This is a genomic window from Bacillus benzoevorans (assembly GCF_014207535.1).
In the GTDB taxonomy this organism is placed as follows: domain Bacteria; phylum Bacillota; class Bacilli; order Bacillales; family Cytobacillaceae; genus Bacillus_BD; species Bacillus_BD benzoevorans.
In genome coordinates, this window is the sequence record NZ_JACHGK010000020.1 from 1 (window position 1) to 25,381 (window position 25,381).

At 40.0% G+C, this 25,381-nt stretch carries 23 protein-coding genes, 1 pseudogene and 1 riboswitch; of the genes and pseudogenes, 19 read left to right on the forward strand and 5 right to left on the reverse strand.

The window, feature by feature from the left end; genetic code table 11:
- Positions 1–345: 345 nt before the first annotated feature.
- The 6 genes from HNR53_RS19330 to HNR53_RS19355 all read left to right on the forward strand — a co-directional run bounded on the left by HNR53_RS19330 (position 346) and on the right by HNR53_RS19355 (position 5,513).
- The gene (locus tag HNR53_RS19330; RefSeq protein WP_184529141.1) at positions 346–726 is read left to right on the forward strand and encodes a hypothetical protein; all 381 of its coding nucleotides are present in this window, start codon (positions 346–348) and stop codon (positions 724–726) included.
- Positions 727–833: 107 nt separating this feature from the next.
- On the forward strand, positions 834–1,244 hold the full coding sequence (locus HNR53_RS19335; protein ID WP_184529143.1) for an HTH domain-containing protein: 411 nt from the start codon (positions 834–836) through the stop codon (positions 1,242–1,244).
- A gap of 192 nt (positions 1,245–1,436) precedes the next feature.
- Entirely contained in the window at positions 1,437–2,372 is a 936-nt protein-coding gene (locus HNR53_RS19340; RefSeq protein ID WP_184529145.1) for a dipeptidase, read from the forward strand.
- A 238-nt stretch (positions 2,373–2,610) separates the two neighbouring features.
- On the forward strand, positions 2,611–3,975 hold the full coding sequence (locus HNR53_RS19345; protein ID WP_184529147.1) for an aspartate kinase: 1,365 nt from the start codon (positions 2,611–2,613) through the stop codon (positions 3,973–3,975).
- Between the two features lie 32 nt (positions 3,976–4,007).
- A riboswitch (SAM riboswitch) is annotated at positions 4,008–4,111 on the forward strand.
- Positions 4,112–4,120: 9 nt separating this feature from the next.
- Positions 4,121–4,267 (forward strand): hypothetical protein, encoded by a 147-nt coding sequence (locus tag HNR53_RS19350; protein ID WP_184529149.1) that lies wholly within the window; start codon positions 4,121–4,123, stop codon positions 4,265–4,267.
- Between the two features lie 25 nt (positions 4,268–4,292).
- The gene (locus HNR53_RS19355) at positions 4,293–5,513 is read left to right on the forward strand and encodes a homoserine dehydrogenase (protein WP_246439697.1); all 1,221 of its coding nucleotides are present in this window, start codon (positions 4,293–4,295) and stop codon (positions 5,511–5,513) included.
- A gap of 54 nt (positions 5,514–5,567) precedes the next feature.
- Here HNR53_RS19355 and HNR53_RS19360 read toward each other — a convergent pair whose 3' ends face one another.
- The 3 genes from HNR53_RS19360 to HNR53_RS19370 form a co-directional block, all read right to left on the reverse strand.
- Positions 5,568–6,923, reverse strand: a complete 1,356-nt coding sequence (locus tag HNR53_RS19360) for an alanine/glycine:cation symporter family protein (RefSeq protein ID WP_184529151.1) — start codon at positions 6,921–6,923, stop codon at positions 5,568–5,570.
- A gap of 335 nt (positions 6,924–7,258) precedes the next feature.
- Positions 7,259–8,548: a dicarboxylate/amino acid:cation symporter gene (locus HNR53_RS19365; protein WP_184529251.1), complete on the reverse strand. Its 1,290-nt coding sequence runs from the start codon at positions 8,546–8,548 to the stop codon at positions 7,259–7,261.
- A gap of 260 nt (positions 8,549–8,808) precedes the next feature.
- A complete protein-coding gene (locus HNR53_RS19370) occupies positions 8,809–9,870 on the reverse strand; it encodes a TRAP transporter substrate-binding protein (protein WP_184529153.1) in 1,062 nt (353 codons plus the stop codon).
- Between the two features lie 185 nt (positions 9,871–10,055).
- Between HNR53_RS19370 and HNR53_RS19375 the strand changes: the two genes are divergently transcribed.
- From HNR53_RS19375 to HNR53_RS23525, 5 genes and pseudogenes are all read left to right on the forward strand, one after another.
- Entirely contained in the window at positions 10,056–11,675 is a 1,620-nt protein-coding gene (locus tag HNR53_RS19375; RefSeq protein ID WP_184529155.1) for an ATP-binding protein, read from the forward strand.
- Complete coding sequence (locus HNR53_RS19380; RefSeq protein WP_343065362.1) at positions 11,647–12,321, forward strand: response regulator; 675 nt, start codon at positions 11,647–11,649, stop codon at positions 12,319–12,321. Before HNR53_RS19375 ends, HNR53_RS19380 begins: the two co-directional genes overlap by 29 nt.
- Before the next feature lie 36 nt (positions 12,322–12,357).
- Positions 12,358–12,774, forward strand: a pseudogene (locus tag HNR53_RS19385) (alkaline phosphatase PhoX); the annotation flags it as partial.
- A 140-nt stretch (positions 12,775–12,914) separates the two neighbouring features.
- A complete protein-coding gene (locus tag HNR53_RS19390) occupies positions 12,915–14,066 on the forward strand; it encodes a DEAD/DEAH box helicase (protein WP_184529159.1) in 1,152 nt (383 codons plus the stop codon).
- A 174-nt stretch (positions 14,067–14,240) separates the two neighbouring features.
- A complete protein-coding gene (locus HNR53_RS23525) occupies positions 14,241–14,375 on the forward strand; it encodes a hypothetical protein (protein WP_281391861.1) in 135 nt (44 codons plus the stop codon).
- Between the two features lie 122 nt (positions 14,376–14,497).
- On the opposite strand, the gene HNR53_RS19395 is transcribed toward HNR53_RS23525, so the two are convergent.
- Both HNR53_RS19395 and HNR53_RS19400 read right to left on the reverse strand, forming a co-directional pair.
- Positions 14,498–14,983, reverse strand: coding sequence for a DUF3920 family protein (locus tag HNR53_RS19395; RefSeq protein ID WP_184529161.1), 486 nt, complete (start codon positions 14,981–14,983; stop codon positions 14,498–14,500).
- 249 nt (positions 14,984–15,232) lie between these two features.
- Positions 15,233–16,762, reverse strand: coding sequence for an FAD-dependent oxidoreductase (locus HNR53_RS19400; protein ID WP_184529163.1), 1,530 nt, complete (start codon positions 16,760–16,762; stop codon positions 15,233–15,235).
- 213 nt (positions 16,763–16,975) lie between these two features.
- Here HNR53_RS19400 and HNR53_RS19405 point away from each other — a divergent pair, with 213 nt between their 5' ends.
- The 8 genes from HNR53_RS19405 to HNR53_RS19440 all read left to right on the forward strand — a co-directional run bounded on the left by HNR53_RS19405 (position 16,976) and on the right by HNR53_RS19440 (position 25,223).
- Positions 16,976–18,100, forward strand: coding sequence for a GerAB/ArcD/ProY family transporter (locus HNR53_RS19405; RefSeq protein WP_184529165.1), 1,125 nt, complete (start codon positions 16,976–16,978; stop codon positions 18,098–18,100).
- 51 nt (positions 18,101–18,151) lie between these two features.
- Positions 18,152–18,382 carry a hypothetical protein gene (locus HNR53_RS19410; RefSeq protein WP_184529167.1) on the forward strand — a complete coding sequence of 77 codons (231 nt, stop codon included), beginning with the start codon at positions 18,152–18,154 and terminating at the stop codon, positions 18,380–18,382.
- A gap of 83 nt (positions 18,383–18,465) precedes the next feature.
- Positions 18,466–19,587 (forward strand): GerAB/ArcD/ProY family transporter, encoded by a 1,122-nt coding sequence (locus tag HNR53_RS19415; protein WP_184529169.1) that lies wholly within the window; start codon positions 18,466–18,468, stop codon positions 19,585–19,587.
- 76 nt (positions 19,588–19,663) lie between these two features.
- The gene (locus HNR53_RS19420) at positions 19,664–21,262 is read left to right on the forward strand and encodes a spore germination protein (protein ID WP_246439698.1); all 1,599 of its coding nucleotides are present in this window, start codon (positions 19,664–19,666) and stop codon (positions 21,260–21,262) included.
- Positions 21,259–22,446, forward strand: coding sequence for a Ger(x)C family spore germination protein (locus HNR53_RS19425; RefSeq protein ID WP_184529171.1), 1,188 nt, complete (start codon positions 21,259–21,261; stop codon positions 22,444–22,446). Before HNR53_RS19420 ends, HNR53_RS19425 begins: the two co-directional genes overlap by 4 nt.
- Positions 22,447–22,704: 258 nt before the next feature.
- Positions 22,705–23,841 carry a trans-sulfuration enzyme family protein gene (locus HNR53_RS19430; protein ID WP_184529173.1) on the forward strand — a complete coding sequence of 379 codons (1,137 nt, stop codon included), beginning with the start codon at positions 22,705–22,707 and terminating at the stop codon, positions 23,839–23,841.
- A gap of 326 nt (positions 23,842–24,167) precedes the next feature.
- Complete coding sequence (locus tag HNR53_RS19435) at positions 24,168–24,512, forward strand: lmo0954 family membrane protein (protein WP_184529175.1); 345 nt, start codon at positions 24,168–24,170, stop codon at positions 24,510–24,512.
- A gap of 48 nt (positions 24,513–24,560) precedes the next feature.
- On the forward strand, positions 24,561–25,223 hold the full coding sequence (locus HNR53_RS19440; protein WP_184529177.1) for a PspA/IM30 family protein: 663 nt from the start codon (positions 24,561–24,563) through the stop codon (positions 25,221–25,223).
- Positions 25,224–25,381 lie beyond the last annotated feature (158 nt).

Here is a 25,381-nt window from a genome sequence, read left to right on the forward strand (position 1 = left end):
ATCAAAATATTGTTAGAGGCCGTGTCGAAAAATATTTTTTTGACACCCCACCAACGGCTTAAACCGTTGATAAATCAGCATTTATAGAGGGAGGTTAATAAATGAAAGATTGAAAATTAGCGTTAGTAGAGTGAGTCTGTGAAGTTCCTAGTTTTTACAAAAAAATATTTTTAATAAAATTCATTCAAAATTATGGGGGAGATAAAAATGAGAAACATAAAAAGAATCATCAGTTGCATATTAACAGTTATTTTGATTATGACAATATCTTCAACAGCTTTTGCAAGGGAAGATATAAAAAATCCTAACACGTTTCCTAACTAAACTAATACAATTGAAGTGGAGTTGAAACAAGGGGAAACCGTTGATGTTCCTATCTTATTAAATTCCACTAATAATGAAATAAAAACAGAGAATACAGTTCAACCGTTGGTGGACTTCCCAGGACCTGCAGGAATGTTGAGTTTAACAGCTGTAGGAAATAGGGTTGAATATAAAATATCTATGTCTACACCAGCTGATAGTTTTGTAGGTATATTGTCAATAACGAACGTTACATCAGGATTCAGTCAGGGAAGGTATGATATAACTAAATTTAGTGGTTCTGTAACATATAATGGATATTATAATAATAGATATGGAGCTTCATTAAATGGAATAGCCTATCTTTCAGGAAAACCTGTTGCAAAAACCGTGACTAATTATATAACATGGGTTTATAAATAAGATTGCCGACTTGAGGGTAAGTTGTTTTATGAGTAGAAATATATAATATATTTTCTACTCAATATAATAAATATATATCGGATCATACGGGGAGAAGGTATTATAATATGCTTGATAATAATGATCCAAGAGAGTTATTAAAAATACTTTTTGAAAAATACAAATTCCCATTAAATTCTTTGAGTAAGATTACTGGTATTAAAGACGAGCTAATTTTAAATTATGCAAATGGCGAAGATGCTCTGTCTTCTTTATCTCTAGAAAAGCAACTGGATTTAATTGATTTAATTATGTTGCTTACATTAGGAATGAATTCAATTGAAGAGGATGAAAGAGTTCGTTCTATCATAGAAACCCTAGAAACGGAATTTGGGATATCAACGGAAACATTGGCCTTATATGCTAACCTCGATCGTGAAGAAATAACTAATTTTCTTAACGATTATACTTCTATTCCTATCGAAAAGAAATATAGGCTAGGTATTACGGTGCTCTTCTTGCATTATATTTGTAAATAAGCAAAAACCACTTCATAGCTTAAATCAAAAGTGGTTTTTACTCTGCTTCAAGTAGACAGTTGAATTAATAATACTCTAACCAACTTTAGTTGAGGGACAAGAACTAAATAAATGGAATAAAAGGTTTTTAGGGGAATTTGTCCAATTATTACAGGCACAATACTTGAATACCTATAGAAGGGAGTTCTGCCCATGAATATTATTGATCTCCATTGTGATGCTTTGCTAAAGCTTTGGGAGGCAAAGGGAAAATTATCATTTGCTGATGGAGCAGAGTTGAACACGAATAAAGTCAATTTACAAAAAGGGAAGATTAAAGTACAGTGTTTTGCTGTTTTTCTCGAACCTGATATTCCTTCAGATCATAAATTTCAGGCTGCGTTGGAGCAAATAGATTACTTTTACAGCGAAGTGCTGGGAAAAAATCCTGAAATGAAGCAAATCACCAAATGGTCAGATTTTGAACGGCTGCAGGACGGGGAAATCGGTGCGATGCTGACCCTTGAAGGGGTTGACGCCATTGGTAATGATTTAACCAAGCTGAATATTCTCTACCAGCTTGGAGTCCGTTCTATTGGGCTAACATGGAATCATGCCAATCTTGCTGCAGATGGCGCCGGGGAACCCCGCGGCGGCGGTCTGACATTATTCGGAAAAGAGATTGTCCGCTGGAATAATGAGCACCATGTATTAACGGATGTTTCTCATTTATGTGAACGTGCTTTTTGGGACGCCATCGAGATAGCCCGTTTCCCGATAGCCAGCCATTCTAATGCCAAAAGGATTTGCAATCACCCGCGTAATTTAACCGATGAACAGGCAAGGGCCATGTTTAAAGCGGACGCAATGGTGCATGTTGTTTATTATCCGGAGTTCATTCGAGATGGAGGAGAGTCGGCAGCCATTGATGATTTGATTGCCCATATTGATCATTTTTGTTCCCTTGGCGGCAAAAAGCATATTGGACTGGGATCTGACTTTGACGGAATCTCTGCCTTCGTACAGGGACTGGAGGATGCTTCAAAAACCCAGAATTTAATCGAAAAACTGCTGCAATATTTTAAAGAGGATGATGTGAAAGGATTTGCCTACAGGAACTTCCTCGAGCATCGGCCGGAGGATCTGTGATCATAGAACAGTCGATAGAGAATCTACTTGTCAGCAGTGTCTAATATGGTAAAATAAACGAAAATCCGGGCTTGAAAAAACTCGGATTTTCTATTTATTTGTCAATCTTTTGTATTTTGTTCGCCTGGAAAATACAATTGTCTTTATATAAGAGAAATAGTTATTGCTTTTTTTTACAAAAGAGCGGATAATAAAAAAATACAATTTTACTGAAATTTATAATGTAGGGGTTGTAAAAATGAAGGTCGTAAAGTTTGGCGGAAGTTCTTTAGCGAACGGAACTCAATTAGAAAAAGTCTATAATATTGTAATGGCAGAACCAGAACGTAAGGTTGTCGTTGTTTCCGCACCGGGAAAACGATATAGTGATGATATAAAAGTAACGGATCTATTAATTTTATTAGGTGAAAAGTGTCTTGCAGAGCAGGATACAACTGAAGAGTTTAATACGATTGTAAATCGATATGCAAGTATTGCGGAAGAATTAAATATCCCGGAAACGGTGATTGAACAAATTAAAAATGATTTATCGTCTATTATGAAACAGGAGAAACAAGACTCTGTTCTTTTCATAGAAGCGATGAAAGCTGCTGGCGAAGATAATAATGCAAAGCTTGTTGCCGCCTATTTTCAATCAAAGGGTGTTGAAGCCCATTATGTAAATCCAAAAGATGCTGGCATTTTTGTAACAAATGAACCGGGGAGCGCCCAAGTATTACCTGAATCTTATGATTTAATTTATAAATTACGCGACCGTTCAGGTATTTTAATTGTCCCTGGATTTTTTGGATACAGCAAAGAGGGAGATGTATTAACCTTCTCACGCAGCGGATCTGATATTACCGGCTCAATTTTAGCAAATGGAGTTAAAGCAGATTTGTATGAGAACTTTACTGACGTTGATGCGGTCTATACCGTTAATCCATCTATTGTAAAAAATCCAAAGGAAATCCGCGAATTAACTTATCGTGAAATGCGTGAGCTTTCCTATGCAGGTTTCTCTGTTTTCCATGATGAGGCATTAATTCCTGCTTTCCGTGCCGGTATTCCGGTAAAAGTGAAAAATACAAATAATCCAGCTGCTCCTGGAACAAAAATTGTCAATACTCGTGAAAATACGAATGGACCAGTAGTTGGAATTGCCAGTGATGACGGCTTCTGCAGCATTTATATCGGTAAATATTTAATGAACAGGGAAGTGGGCTTCGGTCGCCGTCTGCTGCAAATTCTTGAGGATTTCCATTTAAGCTATGAGCATGTTCCATCAGGAATTGATGATATTACGGTAATTTTGCGTGAAGACCAATTAAATGAAGAAACGAAAAAGGCTGTTATTGACCGAATTAAAGAAGAACTTCATGCGGATGAAGTGAAAATCGCGCATCACCTTGCTTTAATTATGGTGGTAGGAGAAGGAATGCGCCGCAGTGTCGGTACAACGGCAAGAGCAGCTAAAGCTTTGGCAGAGGCTGGGATCAATATCGACATGATTAATCAAGGGTCATCTGAAGTAAGTATGATGTTCGGTGTGAAAGAAGAAGATGAGAAAAAAGCTGTACAAGCGCTGTATAATGAATTTTTTGCTAATGTACTAGTGGGTTAAGAAATTTATATAGATAACAATGAAATAGTAATCTCTTATCCAGAGTGGCGGAGGGACAGACCCTATGAAGCCCGGCAACCTTCAAGATACTTGAAAAGGTGCTAATTTCTGCAGAATGTTTTCTGGCAGATAAGAGGAGGAATCGATGAAAGGCCTCTTCTTATTTATATTTGAAGGGGTCTTTTTATATAGAAAATTAGTTGTATCAGGGGAAAATACAACAACTTGGCGGGCTGTCTGTGAAATTTCGGCTGGGAGTCATGCAAAAGTGAATGAAGACTTTAAGGATTAGGATTAGAATTTGAAAGGGATGAGGCATGATGACAGCAATTAATGTTGCGTTATTAGGATTTGGAACGGTTGGGCAGGGAGTATATGAAATTATTCAAACGTCACAGGAGCGGCTGCAGTTTTTCTTGAAAAAGCCTGTAAAGATTGCAGCTGTACTGGTAAACAATAAAGAGAAGCATAAGGCAATTGAAAAGGAAGTCCTGTTAACAGACAACTTTGAAGAAATCTTGGGGCTGCCGCAATTAGATATTGTCATAGATGCGATTGTAGGGAATGCCAGCTTTCCTTACTTGAAGCGTTCTATCGAGAGAGGTTGTCACATTGTGACGGCTAATAAAGAAATGTTTGCCAGCCATGGTGAAGAACTGTTATCATTGGCCGCACGTTATCAAACAGCCGCCGGCTTTGAAGCGACTGTTGGAGGCGGTATACCGGTCATTCAAACCTTGAGAAAATTACTAAATATCAACAGAGTAACAAAGGTGGAAGGTATCATTAACGGTACTTCGAACTTTATTCTAACTTCGATGAGGGAGGAGGACCAGCCTTTCGCAGATACATTAAAGATTGCTCAGGAAAAGGGCTATGCTGAGGCTGATCCAACCAACGATATCGAAGGCTTCGATGCCTATTATAAGGCATTGGTTCTCAGCCAAGTTGTCTATGGCGAGCTTCCGCAAGAGGAACATGTTTATCGTAAGGGAATCACCTCCATTACGCAAAATGAAATCCAGCAGGCGGAAGCACTGGGGTTGAAATTTAAACATGTTGCTAAAATAGAAAAATATGAAAATGCCATTCAATGCAGGGTTCAGCCTGTTCTTGTATCTGCCAGCCATTCATTCTATGGAGTAGAAGGGGTGCAAAATGCCGTTTCGATAGATGCGGATATCGTTGGAAATATTACCTTGACAGGTGCTGGTGCAGGTAAATATCCAACAGCAAGTGCTGTGATTGAAGATCTTCTTCATTTGTATCAGGAGCCAGTACCTGTTTATACAGAAAAGGAGCAGGAAGCAAGTGAACAGGTGAGGTCAAGCAAAGGAAAATGGCTGATTTTTAATAACTCTATCGATGCTTCCCGATTACCGCAGGAATTTACCGGCGTTGATCGATTAAATGAACAGACGCTATATTTTGAAGCGGTGGAGAAGGATGTCAGAGCTTTTGAAAAGCAGAGCCCGGAAATAGCTGTTTACCCTGTTGAAGGGGAATTCTTCTTTGCAGGAAAAACATTAAGATTATAATGTGAAAAAGGAAGAGGCTGACTCTAAATTTAGAGCCAGCCTCTTCCTTTTGGGTTAAGCCTTTAACGTCGTTTGGTCTTTTGCTGCTAGTTTTTCCCGGGATCTAATTTGCTTGAATTCCCTTGTTTCTGCTACGACCACACCGGAAAGGAATAGAAGACCGATTAAGTTAGGGATGGCCATAAGGGCATTAAAGATATCGGCAATGGTCCAAACCAATCCCAGATTCATTCCTGCACCAAGTAACACTGTTGCTGTGTAAATCACTCGGTAAATCGTAAAGGACTGATTGCCAAATAAGTAGGCAAAACACTTTTCGCCGTAATAGGCCCAGCCTATTACGGTTGAATAGGCAAAAAGGATAATCCCGATTGTTACAATCCAGCCTCCCCCCGGAAGCAGAGCATCAAAAGTTTCTGTCGTCAGCGCTGCACCTGTCAAACCATCCGTATACATACCGCCCATTACAAGAGTAATACCGGTGATAGAGCAGACAACAATTGTATCCAGGAAAGTACCTGTCATTGATATCAGTGCCTGACGCCCAGGGTGATCCGTTTTGGCAGCTGCTGCTGCAATTGGAGCTGAACCCATACCTGCTTCATTGGAGAAGACACCTCTGGCAACTCCATAACGGATAACAGCACCAATCGCACCGCCAGCTATTGCCTGTCCTGTAAAGGCATCTGAAAAAATAAGACCTAGAGCGTTAGGAAGCAAATCAAGATTCATCATAATAATCACGAGACCGCCAAGGACATAAAAAATGGCCATTATCGGAACGAAAAAGGCAGAAACTCGTCCAATACTTTTAATCCCGCCTAATATAACCAGTGCTGTAAAGATAGTAAGAATAATACCAGTAATCCATGGATTGACACCAAAGCTGTTTTCTACAGCAGCGGCAACGGAATTAGATTGTACGGAGCTGCCGATACCGAATGCGGCAATCGAACCGAAGAGAGCAAAAAGAATGGCGAGCCATTTCCAGCCTAATCCTTTTTCGATGTAATACATAGGACCGCCAGACATTAAGCCGTCTTTTCCTACTATTCTGTATTTAACAGCTAAAAGGGCTTCAGCGTATTTAGTCGCCATCCCAACAAGTGCGGTGATCCACATCCAGAATACTGCACCCGGTCCGCCTAATACAACAGCGGTAGCAACACCGGCAATATTTCCTGTACCGATGGTAGCAGATAATGCCGTCATTAAGGATTGAAAGTGTGAAATGTCCCCTTCAGAGGTTTTGTCTTGATTTTTAGAGAAAGCAAGCTTAAGAGCATAGGGCAAACTGCTGAACTGATAAAGGCCAAGCTTTAATGTTAAAAAAAGTCCAGTACCGACGATGAGGATGAGTGTGGGCGGTCCCCAAACAAAATTGCTAATCTTGCCTAATAGTTCTTCCATTTTACACCAGCCTTTCTTATTTCATTATTAAATAGAAGGGAATTTGCGTAAACATATACGTAATGGAAGATTACGTATATGTAATATTATTATGATAATATTAAATAGCAAGGAAATCTATCTAAATTTTAAAAAAATACAGAATATATTTGCTGTATAACAGTTTAATATTACTGATGTAAATTGTAACAGATGATGGTGAATAATCAATACGGAAAGTAAGAGGTCTGTTTAATAAGTAAAGGAGCCGGACTCCTTTATACGATATTCAATTTTAACAAAAGCTGAATATCGTATAATCGGGAGTCAGACCCCTTAATAGTTAGCGCTTGATTTTATATCATTTGTTCCTGAGTAGATGTCTGCAATTGCGGCTGTACTTCCATTTCCGGTTCAACTGCACCACCAGGATGGAACTCATCTTCCATTTTAGCAACAACTACCGTTGCTACGCCATTACCGATTAAGTTTGTAATTGCCCTTGCTTCAGACATGAAGCGGTCTACACCCAGTAAAAGGGCAATTCCTTCAACAGGAATCATCGGGAATGCAGCGAGTGTTGCAGCCAGGGTGATAAATCCGGAGCCTGTAACGCCTGCAGCTCCTTTAGAAGTAATCATTAAGATCCCCATTAACGTCAGCATTTGAATGATAGAAAGATCTACACCGTACGCCTGTGCGATAAACATAGCTGCCATAGACAGATAGATGGCAGTTCCATCTAGATTAAAGGAATATCCTGTCGGAACAACTAATCCAACAACTGATTTAGAACAGCCATAACGCTCAAGTCTGTCCATCATCTTTGGCAGTGCGGATTCTGATGAAGAGGTTCCTAACACGAGCAGGATTTCTTCTTTAATATAGGCAAGAAATTTAAAGATATTGAATTTATAGAATTTTGCAATGGTACCAATAACAAAAACGATGAATATGAACATGGTAATGTATACAGAGCCCATTAATTTGCCGAGTAAGGCGAGTGAGCCAAGACCGAATTTTCCAATTGTGTAGGCCATTGCCCCTGATGCAGCAATAGGTGAAAATTTCATAATCATGTTAACGATTCCAAAGAATACATCGGCAAGTTTTTCGAATAAAGAAACAATCGGCTTTCCTTTTTCCCCCAGGTGAGCCAATGCGAATCCGAATAATACGGCAAAGAATAGTATTGGCAGCAAATCGCCCCCAGCAAGTGCTGCAACAGCATTATCTGGAATGATATTGAGAATAAAAGCCATAGCTCCATGCTCTGATTCAGCGGCTTGTGTCGTATACTGGGATATATCCCCGCCTTCTACAGCATTAATATTGAAGCCAACCCCAGGTTTAATAATATTTACAACGATTAATCCGATCGCAAGTGCAAAGGTCGTAACGATTTCGAAATAGATAAGCGCTTTTCCCCCGATGCGGCCTACCTTTTTCATGTCCCCCATACCGCCAATTCCAATTACAACTGTAAAGAAGATAATCGGCGCGATCACCATCTTGATCATTTTGATAAAAATATCAGCTAAAACTTTTAGTTTTGCGCCGAATTCCGGGAACGTAAATCCAATAATGATACCGATGATAATACCGATGACCACTCGGACAGTTAAATTGTTGAGAATTTTTTTCATGTTCATGCTATCCCCCCTATTTATAAAACGGTTTTCATTTCGTGTTTTTATATTAACAAACAATTTTCACAATGTGTTTTTATGGTGATATTGTTCTTTTTGGTCTTTTTGGTCGTATTTTGTTGTATAACAGATATAAAATGTCTATAAATCAATGTTATTGCCTAATAAGGTTAATTTATTGCACATCATTTATATGAATAAATGGGTGCTGATGTATAACAAGGGACTTCTGTAAGCCAGAAGTCCCTTGTGAATCCTTAATTTTGCGAATTTTGCGCCGCCTTTTCTTTGATCGCTGTAATGAGTTCAGGGTCAGTTTCTTGTTCTACTTCACGGTACAGTGGTTTAAATCGCTCCATCCACCTTGCTTTTGCATCAGCAGGAAGTTTATATATATGAAGGTTTTCCATTTTCCGCAATTCCTCAAGCTGAGTTTTGTTCATTTGGACGGACATTTCCATATTCCACAGGGTTGATTCCTTCATCGCATCCTCGATCTGCGGCCTGATATCCTGCGGGAGGCTGTTCCAAAATTCCTGGTTTACAATGACCGCATAACCCAAAACCCCATGGTTGCTTAACGTCAGATAGGGCTGATATTGATACAGTCCTTTTGAATAAATATTCGATATCGTATTTTCCTGTCCGTCCACCACCTGTTTTTCTAATGAGCTGAAAACTTCCGTGAAGGCGGTGGAAATCGGTTTAGCACCGAGGACATAGAACTGTCTTTTTAATACATGACCAGGCATGATGCGGAATGTCTCTCCTGCAAAATCCTCCGGTTCAATGAGCGGATGGCTGTTGCTTGTCATTTGTTTAAAACCGTTACTCCAAAATGCCAGCCCTTTCATTTCCCTTTCATTTAAATATCCAAGAAGCTGTTCCCCTGTTTCACCGGTAAAAACTCTTTTGATATGATCATCATCCTGAAACAGGAAGGGCAGGTCTAATACCTTCCATTGAGGTACGATATTGGTCATATTGGTAAAGCTTGGGGCAATCATCTGGACATCCCCTGCCTTTAAGGCTTCCAGCTCATCATTATCTGAATATAAAATTCCGTTTGGATATACCTGTACTTTTACACGTCCGTTTGTTTTTTCATAGACGAGCTCTGAGAACTTTTGTGCCGCTAGACCCTTTGGTGTATTTTCTGCAACAACATGGCTGAAATGAATGATGATTTGATCCTTCAGCCCGTTCTGTTCCTCATCTGCTGTGATTTTTTGCTCATGAAAAAGATAGCCGTTGTCATAGAAAATGAATAAAATTAATCCAACAATGGTCAAGATACTGGCAGTGATGAAATGTTTCATACAAATACGCCCCGTTTTTAGAAGATAGATTATTTTTATTTAACTATATCATTTTTTTTATAAAATGAATCCGATTGCATGGTAATATAAAAGTAGAAAATAAAAAATATTAAGTTTTATTTAGAAAAAAATGACAATTTAGTGACAAAGTTTAAATAAACCTCTCTGAAAGGGGTTATGCATCAATGAGGGTACGACGGCTGCCGATTCAATGGAAGATGACGGGGATGATTATTTATATTGTCTGGTTTTCCTTACTGCTCCTCGGAATCATTTTAATTGGCCAGTTTTTTCATGAAGAGGAAAACCGGTTAAAGGAAAAGGCGATGTTAACGGCTAGAACTGTTGCAGAACTGCCAAATTTAACAATGGACACCAAGGTAAACCCTGCAGCCGTTGACAGCCTATCGAAAACAGTGGAAAGAATGCGGATGATTAACGATGCTGATTACATTGTGGTTCTTGATATGGATCGTATTCGTTTAACACATCCAAATAAGGATTTGGTTGGAACCCCTTCGAGCAGTGCTGATGAAGGACCGGCTTTTACCGAGCATTCCTACACTTCTAAGGCTAAAGGGGAGATTGGCACCGTCATACGTGCATTTGTACCGATTATGAATGCTGATCATCAGCAAATTGGCGTGGCCATTGCCGGTTATAAACTTCCGGGATTTATCGATATGATTTCTTCTCTGAGAAGCCAGCTGTTTCTAACTGCCGGCATTGCCTTAGCCTTTAGTGCCTGGGGAGCTTGGCTGTTGGCACGGCATATTAAAAGGCAGATGTTTAAGCTGGAACCGGATGAAATTGCCCAATTATTAGTGGAGCGGACCGAAACGTTTAATGCGATGCATGAAGCGATTATTGCGATTGATAATAATGGGGTCATTACGATTTTTAACCGTAAGGCGAAGGAGATTCTCGGGATTGAAGAAGATGTCATCGGCAGAAGAATTGTCGATGTGCTGCCTGATACGCATTTGCTGGAGATATTAGAGATTGACAAACCGATTTATAATAAAGATTTGCATATTCGAAATTTGGCTATTCTCAGCAACCGCATTCCAATTAAAGTCGAAGGAAAAACAGTAGGGGCCATTGCTATTTTTCAGGATCGGACAGAAGTAAATAAATTAGCTGAAGAGCTGACAGGTGTTAAAGCGTTTGTCAGCGCACTCAGGGTTCAGAATCATGAACATATGAATAAACTCCATACGATTGCCGGCTTGATTCAACTTGGAAATAAAGAGGCGGCGCTAAAATATGTTTTTGATATTACGGAAGAACAAGGAGAACTGACCCGCTTTTTAAGTGAGCATATAAAGAATGACAGTCTCACAGGACTGCTGCTGAGTAAAGTAAGCCGGGGAAAAGAACTGGGAATCCATGTCGAGATAGACCGTCATAGTTTTATGAAAAGTTTTCCGCAGAGGATGGATCACCATGATTTTGTTCTGATACTCGGTAATTTAATTGAGAATGCTTTTGATTCTTTTAAAAATCAGCTAGAAAAAGAAAAGGAAATCTATATCAGCATTCAGCAAACGGAAAAAGTCTTTGCTATTTTGGTAGAGGATAACGGCTGCGGAATTCCGAATGACGCGGTTCAGTTCATATTTAATGAAGGTTATTCATCAAAATCTTCATCGGGAAGAGGGATTGGGCTTTATATGGTTAAACAGATTGTGGAGAAAGGGAATGGCGCCATTCAGGTAGATTCCACAGTCGATATCGGAACATCTTTCTCGATCACGTTTGAAATGGGGGATGAAAGTGATCAAGGTAGTGTTAATAGAGGATGATTTAATGGTTCAGGAGGTAAACCGGCAGTTTGTCGATAATGTTCCGGGATTTCATGTCATCGGCCTGGCGGGAACCGGTACAGAAGGGCTTAATCTGATTCGGGAATTAAAACCAGACCTTGCCCTCATTGACGTGTATATGCCGGATCAGGACGGGCTGGAGACGCTATATAAAATTAGAAGAGAAGCACATAAGGTGGATATTATTGCGATTACCGCCGCTAGCGATATCGAGACGATTCGTGGGTTTATTCAGCAGGGAGCCTTTGATTACATCGTAAAACCGTTTAAATTTGACCGGATAAAAAAGTCACTCGAGAAATACCGATTATTCCGCAGCCAATTGCAAGAGAAGGCTACGATGTCCCAGCAGGAATTAGATGAGATCTTCTTCCAAAAGGATGAGACGGAAGAAATAACGCTGCCAAAAGGGCTGAATCAGCATACGCTGGAGAAAGTGACAGCCTTTTTAGCCAAATGCACGGAGCCGCTTTCTGCTGACAGTGTTGCAGAAGGAATCGGACTGGCACGGGTGACAGTCCGCAGATATCTAGATTATCTTGAAAAATGCGGGCTTGTTGAAATGGACATCCATTACGGCGGCATCGGCCGCCCGATCAACCAGTACTTATTGAGAAAAAGATAAAACTGGAAAACTGGTGCCTGGCACCAAAAATGGACATTAACATTTGATTACGAAATTTTTGCAGCCGGCGGAAAACAAAGCGGATTCAGTGCGCCTGATAACTTAACATTCGATACTCAGGGGAATCTTTGGACAGTTACGGATATTTCTTCTAGCAAGCTGAATGGCGGCATTTATAAGCACTTTAAAAACAATGGGATGTTTGTCATTCCGACAATGCCAAACAAAAATATTAAAGAAGACGAAGTAGGCGCAGCATACCAATTTGCTTCTGCACCTAAAGAAGCAGAGATGACCGGACCATGCTTTACACCGGATGAGACGACCCTATTCTTATCTGTTTAGCATCCTGGTGAAGAAACAGAGGATATCAACAAACCGACAAGCATGTGGCCGCATCGTAAAGGCGACAACATCCCAAGACCGGCAGTATTAGCCATTACTGGATTCTAAAAAAAGTTCATCTCCTTGATGAGCTTCTTTTTTGTCCTCAATTGTTTGTTCATATGAGAAGAATATAGCTTTTAATGGCAAAATTTTGATACTATAATAAGCATATATCAAAACAATCAAATTTGTTTAAGGAGAAATTAATGACAGAACAACTTATCACGCAATTAAAGCCCTCAATCCAACAGGTATGGGAAGAGGCAGGTTTTGCCCGTCCAACATCGATTCAGTCATTCGCGATTCCGGCTATTCTTGATAAAAAAGACATTATTGCCCAGTCACCGACAGGCACAGGAAAAACATTGGCCTATTTGCTTCCTGTATTAAATGCCATTGACCCAGAAAAACTAAATGTTCAAGCGGTTATCCTAGCCTCTTCACAGGAGCTTGTGATGCAAATTCTCTCTGAAATTCAAAAATGGGCAGAAGGCAGCGGGATTCGCAGTGCATCGTTTATCGGCGGGGCAAACGTGAAACGGCAATTGGAAAAATTAAAAAAGCATCCGCATATCGCGGCCGGTACCCCAGGCAGGATTAATGAACTGATTAAACAAAAGAAATTAAAAATGCATGAAGTCAAAACCGTTGTTCTCGATGAAGGAGATCAATTATTAGTCCCTGAGCACACAGATACGATTAAACAAATTATCAAATCAACATTAAGCGATCGCCAGGTTGTCCTCTTTTCGGCGACTCTGCCGGAGCATACAGTCAAGCTTGCAGAAGAACTGACGAACGGCGCTGAGATTATTTCTGTGCAAAAGGATGAAACCATTGAAGCAGCAAAGGTTGAGCATATTTATTTTCAAAGCGAGGCGCGGGACAAAATAAAGCTTCTTGAAAAAGTATCCCGCCTGCCTTCCGTAAAAGCACTTGTTTTTGTCAAAGATATCGGGAATTTAACCGTTATATTTGAAAAGCTGCAATATAAACAAATTAAAACCAGTCTGCTGCACAGCGATTTAAATAAAATGGAGCGGCAAAAATCGCTGCGCCTATTCCGACAGGGAAAAACACCGATGCTGCTGGCAACCGATGTAGCGGCACGCGGGCTTGATATACAAGGGATTACCCATGTTGTCCACTTTGATTTTCCGAAGGACCTGAATCAATATGTTCATCGTTCAGGACGTACTGGTCGTTTTGGTGCAGCCGGCAGCGTTATTTCGCTCGTGACGGAAAGAGAAGAACGCGAATTAAAAAAATATGCCCGGGAACTGGGAATTGAGGTTGAACTCAAAAGGTTCCATTCAGGCGATATAGTTGATGCCGCACAAAATACATCAGCAAACTGACAGACTAAAGCGCTGGGTGCCGTTCCCCAGCGCTTTTTCATACTGTAAGCCGAGTCAGTCTGTTAAGGGCATAATGGGTATAAGAAAGGCGGATTTACTTATACTATCACTGTAAGAAGTGAGCGCATCGGGAAAAACTGATGGCTCTAATGATAAAAGGGAGCAGTGATATCAATGGGCAGAACAAAAAGAGGAAATGCAAATGCACAGCGTAATAAAAATAAAAAGCGGGGACAGCGTGTAAGCGAAGAGTTGGTTGAATTTACAACCGGGGCTAAGGAAAGAAAGGACCAGCCGATTATTGAGTAAAAGGCTGGTCCTATTACGCTCCAATATTCACATACAAATAGCTTCTTCTACTTGGGCACACCATTTACATAAGGTGTGTCTTTTTTATCGAGATTGAGCTGTGTGCCACAAAATCAGAAACACTAAGATACTAGATAAGATGGAATACCGGCTGCTAAATATTCTTTTATTTTTACCTTTGCAAATTGAAAGGCGTCGATTTCGGTTAATCGTTCTTTATAGGGGAGTTTTTTATCTGTTTCAAAGTGATGTCTGAATCCAGGGTCAAGGTCCTGCATCACATGGCGGAGTTCATGAAACAGTGTCTCCATTAACGGAATAAATTCCTCAAATTTAAAGATAAAAACAATCCCTAATTCTCTCCAATAAATCCCGGAAGCAAAGCGCAAATACTCATCTTCATCTTCTCCTAAATCAGAGATAATTTTGTTTGCTTCAAGAATGGAACAAAAAACAACTGGAATATCGATCTTAGTCCCTAAATGTTTAAAAGTAGAATGGTAAACAGATTTTAGATTCCAAGAAAAGTCCTTATCTAAGGCGTACCATTGCTTATGCTGCTGGACAATTACGCGTTTCTCGAGAACGTGCTGCAAAGTGATTGACAATTCATGATCCCCCGTTCTTGTTAGAAATGTAATTTCTATAGGATATGAGCAAAGAATGCTTATTTATACCATTGACATATTTCGCCAAAATTCGTCATTGTGAACCCATTTTAGTAAAAAAAATTTAAAGAGTAAAATGATAGTTTATTACCTAAATTCTTTATTTTCTGTTATCCGCACAATTTGGTTTATTGTAAGTGAAAAGGAGCAAACTCGGTGTTGTTCGTAACCGATTTTGCTCCTTTCTTATTAAAAGTCTATTTTTTTCAAAGGTTTGTGGGTCGGTCCGTCCAACACTTCGCCGTCAATGGAATAACGTGAACCATGGCACGGGCAGTCCCATGTTCTCTCACCGTGATTCCATTCGCATTCACAGCCAAGATGGGTGCAAGTCGTATCCACAATATGGAGAATGCCTTCGGTATCCTTATAAGCCCCGGCCCGCTTACCGTTCACCATCACAACGGCACCTTCATCATGGTGTAAATCATTTGGATCCTTCCCTACATATTCCAATTTCCCTTTAAGAAGATGACCGGCAACATCTGCATTAATCGTAATCAGTTTTTTGATGCTTGGGTCTGCTTTGAAGTGCCGTGTGGGTGAAAATAACTTCTGATACGGATTTTCTTTTTCCAGAATCATATCAGACAAGAGTCTTGCTGCCGTCGTTCCGTTTGTCATGCCCCATTTTCTGAAGCCGGTCGCAGTGAGAATCCGGGGATTATCGGCGGTAATTTCGCCGATATAGGGAAGCTTATCGATCGTGATTAAGTCCTGAGTGCTCCAGCGGTATTTGTATTCCTCGATCCCGAAATGAACATCAGCGAATGATTCAAGGGCTAAATAATGCAGCAATGTGTCCGGTCCCTGCCCCGTCTTATGGCTTTCCCCGCCAACGATCATTAACGGTTCCCCGTTAACAGGTGTATATCTTAAAGAACGGCTTGGTTCATCAACGCTCAAATACATGCCGCCCGGATAATCCTTCTTTGCCTTTATTCCAATCGCATAGGAACGTTCCGCATACATTCGTGTAAAATACATACCTTTTTTATCGAAAAAAGGAAAATGAGAAGCCATGATTAAATATTTGCAGGATACTCGATGCCCGTCCCGGGTCATAACCGTCGGTGTGTCGCCTTCTTCAATATCAATCGCAGTCGTGTTTTCAAAAATAAGACCACCGGCAGCAATAAAGTCCTTTGCTAGCGTTTTTAGGTATTTTAACGGGTGAAACTGTGCCTGCTCCTTCATCACAAGAGCACCTGTGATCGGAATATCAAAAGGAATGGATGACACATGATTACCATTGATATGTAATCTTTGATAGGCTTCATTCTCTTTCTCTATTTTGTCGGCATATTCATCTGTGATCGCGTAAAGATAAGCATCTTCTTTACTAAAATCACAATCAATTCCCTTTTCCTGAATCATTTTTATGATGAATTGCAGTGAATCGTCAGCAGACTGATAATACAATCTTGCTTGCTCCTCACCAAAATGATGAATGAGTTCATCATAAATCAAGTTGTGCTGAGCCGTTATTTTTGCTGTTGTATGCCCGGTCGTTCCATTTAGGATATTTCCTGCTTCAAGAATAGCAACATGTAAACCTTCCTGCTTTAATAAAAAACCAGCGGTAATCCCTGTAATGCCGCCTCCGACAATCGCAACATCGACGGCCAGGTTTTGTGTCAGTTTTTCAAACGAAGGGAAGGTTATCTCCCGCCAATATGGTTCAGGAAATTGCGGCATTTGATTTGCAGAAGCTGCCATGGTTGTACCTCCTCTGTAGTTTTAAATCATGCATAATTTTTCCAACCCCTATAGTAACTATACAAGTTTATTTCAATGGATAGTTTTTGGATAAAATTTCATATACATGACAAACTAAAGGAAGAACTTTGATTTTCTTTGAAGTTAGCAGGATGGGGAAAAGATGAGCAAATTCAGGTGCATCCATCCATGCTTTAAAGGGAGAATGCGTTTATGTTAAAAGAAAATATTTCTGCTTCACAATTATTTGCATTAGTTGTTTGCTATATACTTGGCACTGCAATTGTTACTGGTACTGGAAAAGAAGCGATGCAAGATACGTGGATTGCAGTCATGATCGCAACTGTTATTGGAATAGGGCTTATGTATTTTTATTATGCATTGAATCAATTACTTCCGAATAAGAATCTGTTCGAGATAATGGAGTTTTGTTTTTCCAGATTTGGAGCGGTCTCTTTAAGCTATATTTATATCACCTATTTTCTCTATATCTTCACCCGCGTTGTCAGGATTTTTACCGATATGATTACTTCAGCCATTCTACTCAGGACTCCTAGTGAGATAATTATTTTAACGATGATCCTGGTGTTTATCTATATTGTTTTTCTTGGTTTGGAAGTAATAGCCAGAGTCACAGAAATCTTTTTCCCATATATACTTGGATTTCTTATTATGTTATTTCTTCTTCTGTTTGTCAGCGGTGCTGTCGAGCTGCATCACCTGCAGCCAATATTGGGTGAAGGCTTGCGGCCGGTATTAAAAGCACTGTATCCTTCTTTGGCTGCGGTACCCTTCGGTGAATTAATGGTTCTTACGGTAATTTTATCCAACGTTTCTCAATTGAAGAAGGGAAAAAAAGTAATGCTCCTTGGTGTGTTGACTGGAGGATTTTTTTTGGCTGTTGGAACGTTCTTAATGCTGACCACGTTAGGAGTGGAAATGTTCCAGTATACGTATTTTCCAATGCTGAGTGTAGCAAGAAGAGTGGCTGTCGGCAATTTTATCGAAAGAATAGAAGTTATTGTTGTTTTTATTATTATGTTAGGGGTGATAGTGAAAGGGACACTGTACCTTTATGCTGCCTTAAAAGGGCTTGAATATGTTTTTCGGATTCCTTACCGCTATTTTACAATCCCTGTTTCAATCATAGGAGTTGTCTTTACTAAATTAAATACGATGAATCCGGGAGAGTTTTCATCTGAATGGGTAAACTCCACTTTGCCATATATTCATCCCTCCATGCAGTTCGCTATCCCTTCTGTAATCATGACTGTTTTGCTTTGTAAGAAACATTCCTCCCAAAATGCTGCAAAGAAAACGGAAGGGGAGGGTTTTTAAGTGAAAAATAAATTTCCTAACAATTGGAAGTGAAAAGGAGAGAGTAAGAGAATGGTTACACTTGCTACCATTTTAGTATTCATTTTTCTTAATGGAGTCATCTTCACCATCGATATAATGATGTTTCATTATTCATTTTTTGAGGAGTTGGGCAAGCTTTATTATTTCAATCCATTATTCGGAAGAATTATGCTCTACTTTATGATCTTTCTCGGCTTCGGGTCAGCGATTGCGATTGATATAAGAATAAAAAAGAATAAAAACAAGAAGCAGGCAACATAAAAGATCAATTAGAAGGATCTCCACCAGTTTTCATTTGAGCACAGTGTGAATAGCAGTTGCTGTAAGGGGGTCAAAAGTTCATTATGTTAAAAGAAAATATTTCTTTAACACAATTATTTACTTTCATCGTCAATTTACTGCTGGGCAGTTCCATCGTCGTCGGCATCGGGAAAGATGCACAGCAAAATGGGTGGATTGCCATTCTAATCGCTACGCTTATCGGGGTTGGATTGATGTTTTTTTATTTCAGTTTGATTCATCTGCAGCCCAACAAAAATTTATATGAAATCATGGAATACTGTTTTACAAGAAAAGTAACAATCATACTGAGTTCCATTTATGTTTCGTACTTTCTTTACATTAGCGCGAGGGTCCTTCGTACTTTTGGAGAAATGATAACTGCCGCCATTATGCCGCAGACCCCTTTGGAAGTCATCGTCTTATCTTTATTATTTATATTAGCTTATATCCTTTATCTTGGCATAGAGGTGCTTGGGAGAGTTTCAGAAATTCTTTCTCCCTATATCTACTTTTCCCTCTTGTTCTTATTGCTCTTTTTACCATTGAGCGGCAATATACAGCTAAATCGTTTATTACCTGTTATGGGAGATGGCTTTAAACCGGTTTTAAAGGCGGTCTTCCCTTCATTACTTTCTTTTCCCTTTGGAGAATTAATCGTGTTTACGATTATTCTATCCAGTATAAATGATTTGAAAAAGGTCGGAAAAATTTCTCTCATCGCGGTTTTGACTGCGGGTCTGCAGCTTATAATTGGAGCTGTTCTCATGATTATTACGCTCGGCGCGGATGTCAATCAATTCTCCAACTTCCCTCTATTAAGCACGGCAAGATTGGTTGCGGTTGGTGAATTCGCAGAACGATTGGATCCGCTTGTTGTTTTTATTATGATACTGGGGGTCATTATCAAAAGTGCCCTTTTTCTCTATTGCTGTTTAAAGGGGCTTGAATACATCTTTCGCCTGTCATACCACTACTTCGCCTTTCCTATTTCCATATTGACGGCTGTTTTCACGCTGCTAATTGCAGCGAATTATGGAGAACACCTCGCAAAGGGGCATTATATGCTTATTAATTATTTTCATATGGCGATGCAATTATTGATTCCAGGAATAACCTTTATTTTTCTCATAACAAAGGTTAGAAAACAAAAAAGTGAATGGAAAACAGATGCGGGAAAATGTTAATTCATAACAAAAATTACATGAGTTGGAGGATGGGAGACCATATTAATAACATCATTATTCACTAAGAGGGGGTGTGATGATGGATTCTGACAAACCGCTTGTAAAAATTAGACGTAGAAAAAAGCTCTTTGAGGAACAAAAGGGAAACGAGTTTCATGATGAAGCAAAGAATCATAAAGGCAGCCTGGATCATCTAAAGGAAAGAATGCTTTATGTTTTTGGGAATACGGCTGATTTAATATTTGAAGACATGAAAATAGCAGAAACAGATGGCCTTTTGTTTTATCTTGAAAGTTCCATTGATACGCAGCAATTGCAAAATAGCCTTTTAAACAAGCATACTTTTCAGGAAACTCATGCCTTCGATTTGCATTCAGAACAGGGATTAAAGGATTATTGCCGGCAGCAATTTGGCGGTGCTGCTTACGGCATTTTTAATAACGACGAAGAAATCATAAACGCATTGTTAAATGGGTCTGTTGTGATTGCTATTAGCACATTTCCGATATTTATTTCTCTTAGTATGGCGAATAATAATTTTCGCCAGGTAGCCGAGCCAACCTCACAGACCGTAACGAGAGGACCAAAGGACAGCTTCGTAGAAGGTTTAACGACGAATATGTCACTAATTAGAAGAAGAATTAGGAATGCAAATCTTTGTTTTGAACAGTTTTTAATCGGAAGTGATACGAAGACAAGAGTATTGATTGGCTATATTAATGGAATTGCCAATGCTGAAATTGTCGCTGAAGTAAGAAAGCGAATTTTGGACATTGATGTTTCGGCTGTATTTGAGTCCGCCAATATTGAGGAATTAATCGCGGATAAAACATTTACCCTATTTCCGCTGGCGCTGAATACGGAACGGCCTGATACCGCTTGCGGTAATCTAATCGAAGGGAAAATCGTTATTATTGTCGATGGCACACCCTTTGTCTTAATCGTGCCGGCTGTATTTCCTGATTTCTTTGTCTCGGCGGAAGATTATTATCAAGATATTTATATAGCGAGTTTCACGAGGCTCCTTCGTTACATATCTTTTTTAATCGTGATTATCACGCCGGCAGCTTATGTAGCTATTCTGACATTCCATCAGGAAATGCTGCCGACCAATTTATTAATCAGCATTATTGCCCAGAGACAGAGGGTTCCCTTCCCGGCCTTTATTGAAGTATTAATTATGGAAATCACGTTTGAAATATTACGTGAAGCCGGGATCAGGCTGCCACGGGCCGTTGGACAAACTGTATCCATTGTAGGTGCTCTCGTCGTCGGTCAGGCAGCTGCGCTGGCAGGCCTTATTTCTAATATTATGGTGATCATTGTGGCGATTACCGCTACCGCCAATTTCGTGGCACCGGTAGCCAGCCTTTCGGCGGCATCAAGAATGCTGCGATTTCTTCTTCTTCTTGTGGCATCTTTCCTTGGACTGTATGGAGTACTCTTGGGAATCGTTTATATGGTGGCCCATTTAGCCTCGCTCCGCTCCTTCGGAGTACCATATCTCGCTCCGGTAGCTCCTTTTACGAAAGAGAATTTAAAGGATATCTTTGTCCGCTTTCCTTATTGGGCTATGAATAAGAGACCCAGCTATTTACGCTCTCCAAATCAGAAAAAGTTTCCGAAACAAGGCTCTCCAAGCCCTCCGGATCTATCTGGAGGGAGTAAAGGATGAGGCGGAATTTGCTTATGTGTATGGCACTGGGTATTTTTTTGACCGGGTGCTGGGATCAAAGAGAACTGTCAACAGTGGCCATTGTTACCGGGATGGCAGTAGATAAAGGGGAATCTGGAAGGTTTCAATTATCCGTATTAGGGATTAATGCTGCTGAATTGAACGAGCAGACAGCACAAGGTAATTCCCCGACGGCCATGTATACTTTGGAAGGGAGTACCCTGGCCGAGTTAAGTCAGAAAATGAATGTCGCTTTTTCTAAAAACTTAGTTTATTCACATATGAAGGTATTTGTTATCAGCAAAGAAATTGCCCAAGAGGGGCTGCTCCACTTTCTTGATTACCTGGAGAGAAATAGAGAGATTCGCGATGATGTCAACATTGTAGTAGCAAAAGAAGGCAAAGCAAAGGACATCTTAAAAGTTACTTCGATTCTGCAAAAGGATTCAGCATTAAAATTGGATATGCAATTGCAACAGGCGCGTAAGGTCTGGGGATTACATCCAGATGTGCGATTAAATGATTTAATTGATGCGATTACATCACCAGGCCGCCAGCCGGTATTGGCTGTAGTAAAAGCTAAAGGAGATGTTAAAAAGGGAGAATCGGTCGATAATATGAAAAAGCCTGAGCCGGATGCTGTTATCGTCATTGATTCAATGGCTGTGTTTAAGGATAAAAAAATGCTGGGATTTCTTTCTGAAGAGGACGCACGAATGTATTTATGGACACAAAATGAGATTGAGAATACAACGCTGTCTGTCCCGTGCGAAGGGAAAAAGTTTTCAACGGTAAAGATTACGGATTCCAAAACGAAACTAAAGGGGAAGCTGGTAAACGGGACCCCTGAAATTCACATAGATTTATCCATGCTGGGATACCTTATGGGAAGTGATTGCGGCTATCCGCTTGATAAGCCTGACTCTTATACAAAAATTGAAAAACTGACGGAAAAGTATGTAGAAGAACATATAGCTGAGACAATCAAGAAAGTGCAACAAGATTATGGAGTGGATATATTCGGATTTGGTGAGGTAATACAGCGCCAAGACTATCAGCAGTTTAAAAAAGTCAAAGACCATTGGGACGAAGCCTTTCGTAATGCCAAAGTAACCATAACAACTGACGTCTTAATAACTGATGCAGGCATCCGCACCAGAGGCGTATTTGACAGAATCAAATAATGGTGCCAATAATGGTGCCTGGCACCAAAAAAAGACAAATGTCCATATGGGTGGGACGAAAATAGGTAATTCCTATAAGCTTTGTCGAATTTGTGTATGGCATATGGCGGAATTTTGCGTTAAAATAAAACCAATATAGTCTGACCATGATAAAGGTCAGACTTCTATTATTTTTTCAGACTTCGGAACACGGTACCGGATCGACCTGTCATCATGATTTATTCCTTGGGTACGGTGCCGGGAAAGGCAGATATAAAAATGAAATTTGAGACTATGCTTGTTCACACAGAGAAAAAACAGGATCTGGTTATTAAAAGTAAAGTAACACCTATTTATCAATCATCCGCTTTTACGTTTGATGATTTAGATGAAGTAGAAGGATTTTATGAAGGCAATGGAAGTTATCTGTACAGCCGCGTAGGAAATCCGAATACAGATGAGTTAGGGCTTGCAGTTGCCAAATTGGAAGGGGCGCCAGCCGGGGTTACGGCATCTTCTGGTTTAGCAGCTATTTTAGCCGGAGTACTGGCGGTTGTGAAGGCTGGTGATCATATTGTTGCCGCGGAAGATCTTTACGGCGGCAGTTTCCACTTGATTAAAGAAGAATTAGCAGATTTCGGCATTGAAGTATCTGTTGTCTCATTTGCGGATTTGCAAAAGATAGAAGAAGCGATTAAGGATAATACTAAACTGCTTTACACTGAATCGATTACAAATCCAATGCTGCGTGTTGAAAATATTGAAGCAATTATTGAGATTGCTAAAAAACATCAGCTGGTCACGCTGGTTGATAATACTTTTGCCTCTCCGTATCACTGCCAGCCATACACGAAAGGCGTAGATTTAGTCGTCCATAGTGCAACGAAATACATTGGCGGACATAGTCACATTACAGCCGGTGTTGTCGTGGGGAAGGAAGAATTAATTGCGAAAGCAGCCGCAAAAATAACGAATCTTGGAACGATCTTGAGTCCGTTTGAAGCATGGTTAACATGCATCGGACTGAAAACATTAGCACTTCGTATGAGGGAACAATCAGCTAATGCCAGAAAGCTGGCTCATGCACTACGTGAGAACCATTTAGTGAAAAAAGTCTATTACCCATTTGAAAACGGGGAAGAAGGATTTGGAGCCATTGTGACAATTGAAGTCGATGATACAATAGATGTCTTCGAATTTTTCCGCCAGCTGTCCTGGGTGAAATTTGCCCCGACACTGGCTGGTGTTGAAACAACCGTGTCCCATCCATTGAAAACATCCCATCGCGCTCTACCTCCTGAAGCACAGGAAGAACTCGGCATCACCATGGGTCTTGTTCGCATTTCAGTCGGAATCGAAGCTGCTGAAGACATCATCGAAGTATTCACAAACGCACTGGAAAAATCAAAAAAATAATCGGTGCCACACGGAAAAGCGGGAAGCGCCTTGCCCAGTGACGTATGACTTGCACAGGATGTGCTGACTTCGACGTTCGCCATAGGACGTGGCGGTTTTTAGTCGAAGTACACTAGTAATGGTTCAGAAACTTTACATCTTAATCTACTGATAGAACTAGGGAAATCTCCTTAGTTCTTTTTTTATGGAATCAAACAGGTTTCGTTGACCTCATTTAAAGTCCTACATCCGCTAAGCCTTAAGTCTGAGAGGAAAATACATTTCCGGTTCGTTATAGGAAGTTCATGAAAAAGGTAAGATGTAATCAAGAAAGGAGGCAGCAAAAAATGAAAAAATTTGGTTTGCTTTTAATAGGAGGGGTCGCAGCGATTGTCCTGCTGCACAATCTGGCTCCAATAGTTGCAATGGCAATCAGCTTGGCCATCCTGTACTTTGTCGTCAAACAATTCTTAAAGACTGATTCCATCTTAATGAAAATCGGCTGGGGAATCCTTGGTTTTATGGCATTAATGGCCTCTGCATCAAATATTCCGGCTGTATTAGGCATTGCCGCTGCTTACGTCCTCTATGTCGTGTATAAAAACTGGAATAAGCCTAAAACCGTTATAAAGGAAGAAAATGATCCATTCGTTAATTTTGAAAAACAATGGTCACAATTAAACAAACATTAATTTCAGTCACTGGCTTCGAAATAATCATAAACAAAGGAGAGAAATAGAATGACAAATTTATTCATCCGGATTAAAAATACCATTTTGGCAGATTTGCACAGTGTACTCGATGAAAAGGAGCAAAAAAATCCCATTGCCCTCTTGAATCAATACTTACGTGAATGTGAACAAGAAACGGAGAAGGTACGCCGACTATTAGAAAGACAATACAGATTAAAGGATGAATTCACCCGTGAATATCAGCATGCTGCCGCGTTATCGGCAAAACGCAAATCACAGGCTGCAATTGCATCATCCGCAAATGAAACAGAGCTGTATCAATTTGCCTTGAATGAACAGCAGCAGTATGAAGAACGTGCGATCCGTCTAAAGGAAGCAATGGATGCGGCAGGCAGCCAGTTGATAGAATTAGAACAAAAATATGAAGAAATGAAACATAAGCTGAAGGATATGAATATCCGCCGCTTGGAATTAATGGGCCGTGAAAATGTCAGCCGTGCCCAGCATAAAATGAATACCGTACTGGATAATCATGTCTATTCAAACAAATCCTACTCACGTTTTCAGGAAATTGAGACCTACCTGGACCGTTTAGAGCAGCAGGTGAACAGTTCCTATTATCGCAGCACTATTGATGCGAGAATTGCCCAATTGGAAAAGCAAACATCATTTCCTGATTTAAAAAAGGATGAAACAAGTTCAATTTCGTAAGATAAACTGTTATTCTAGAAGGGCATAGGAAGCTATGCTCTTTTAGTAAACTTTAACTTCATTCAGCAGAAGTTCTCACATCTAAAATAAAGAGATGAAGTGATAAAGTTAAGTTATTCAATGGGGGATACAAACCCCAGCTGAATGAAGTTAAGCCT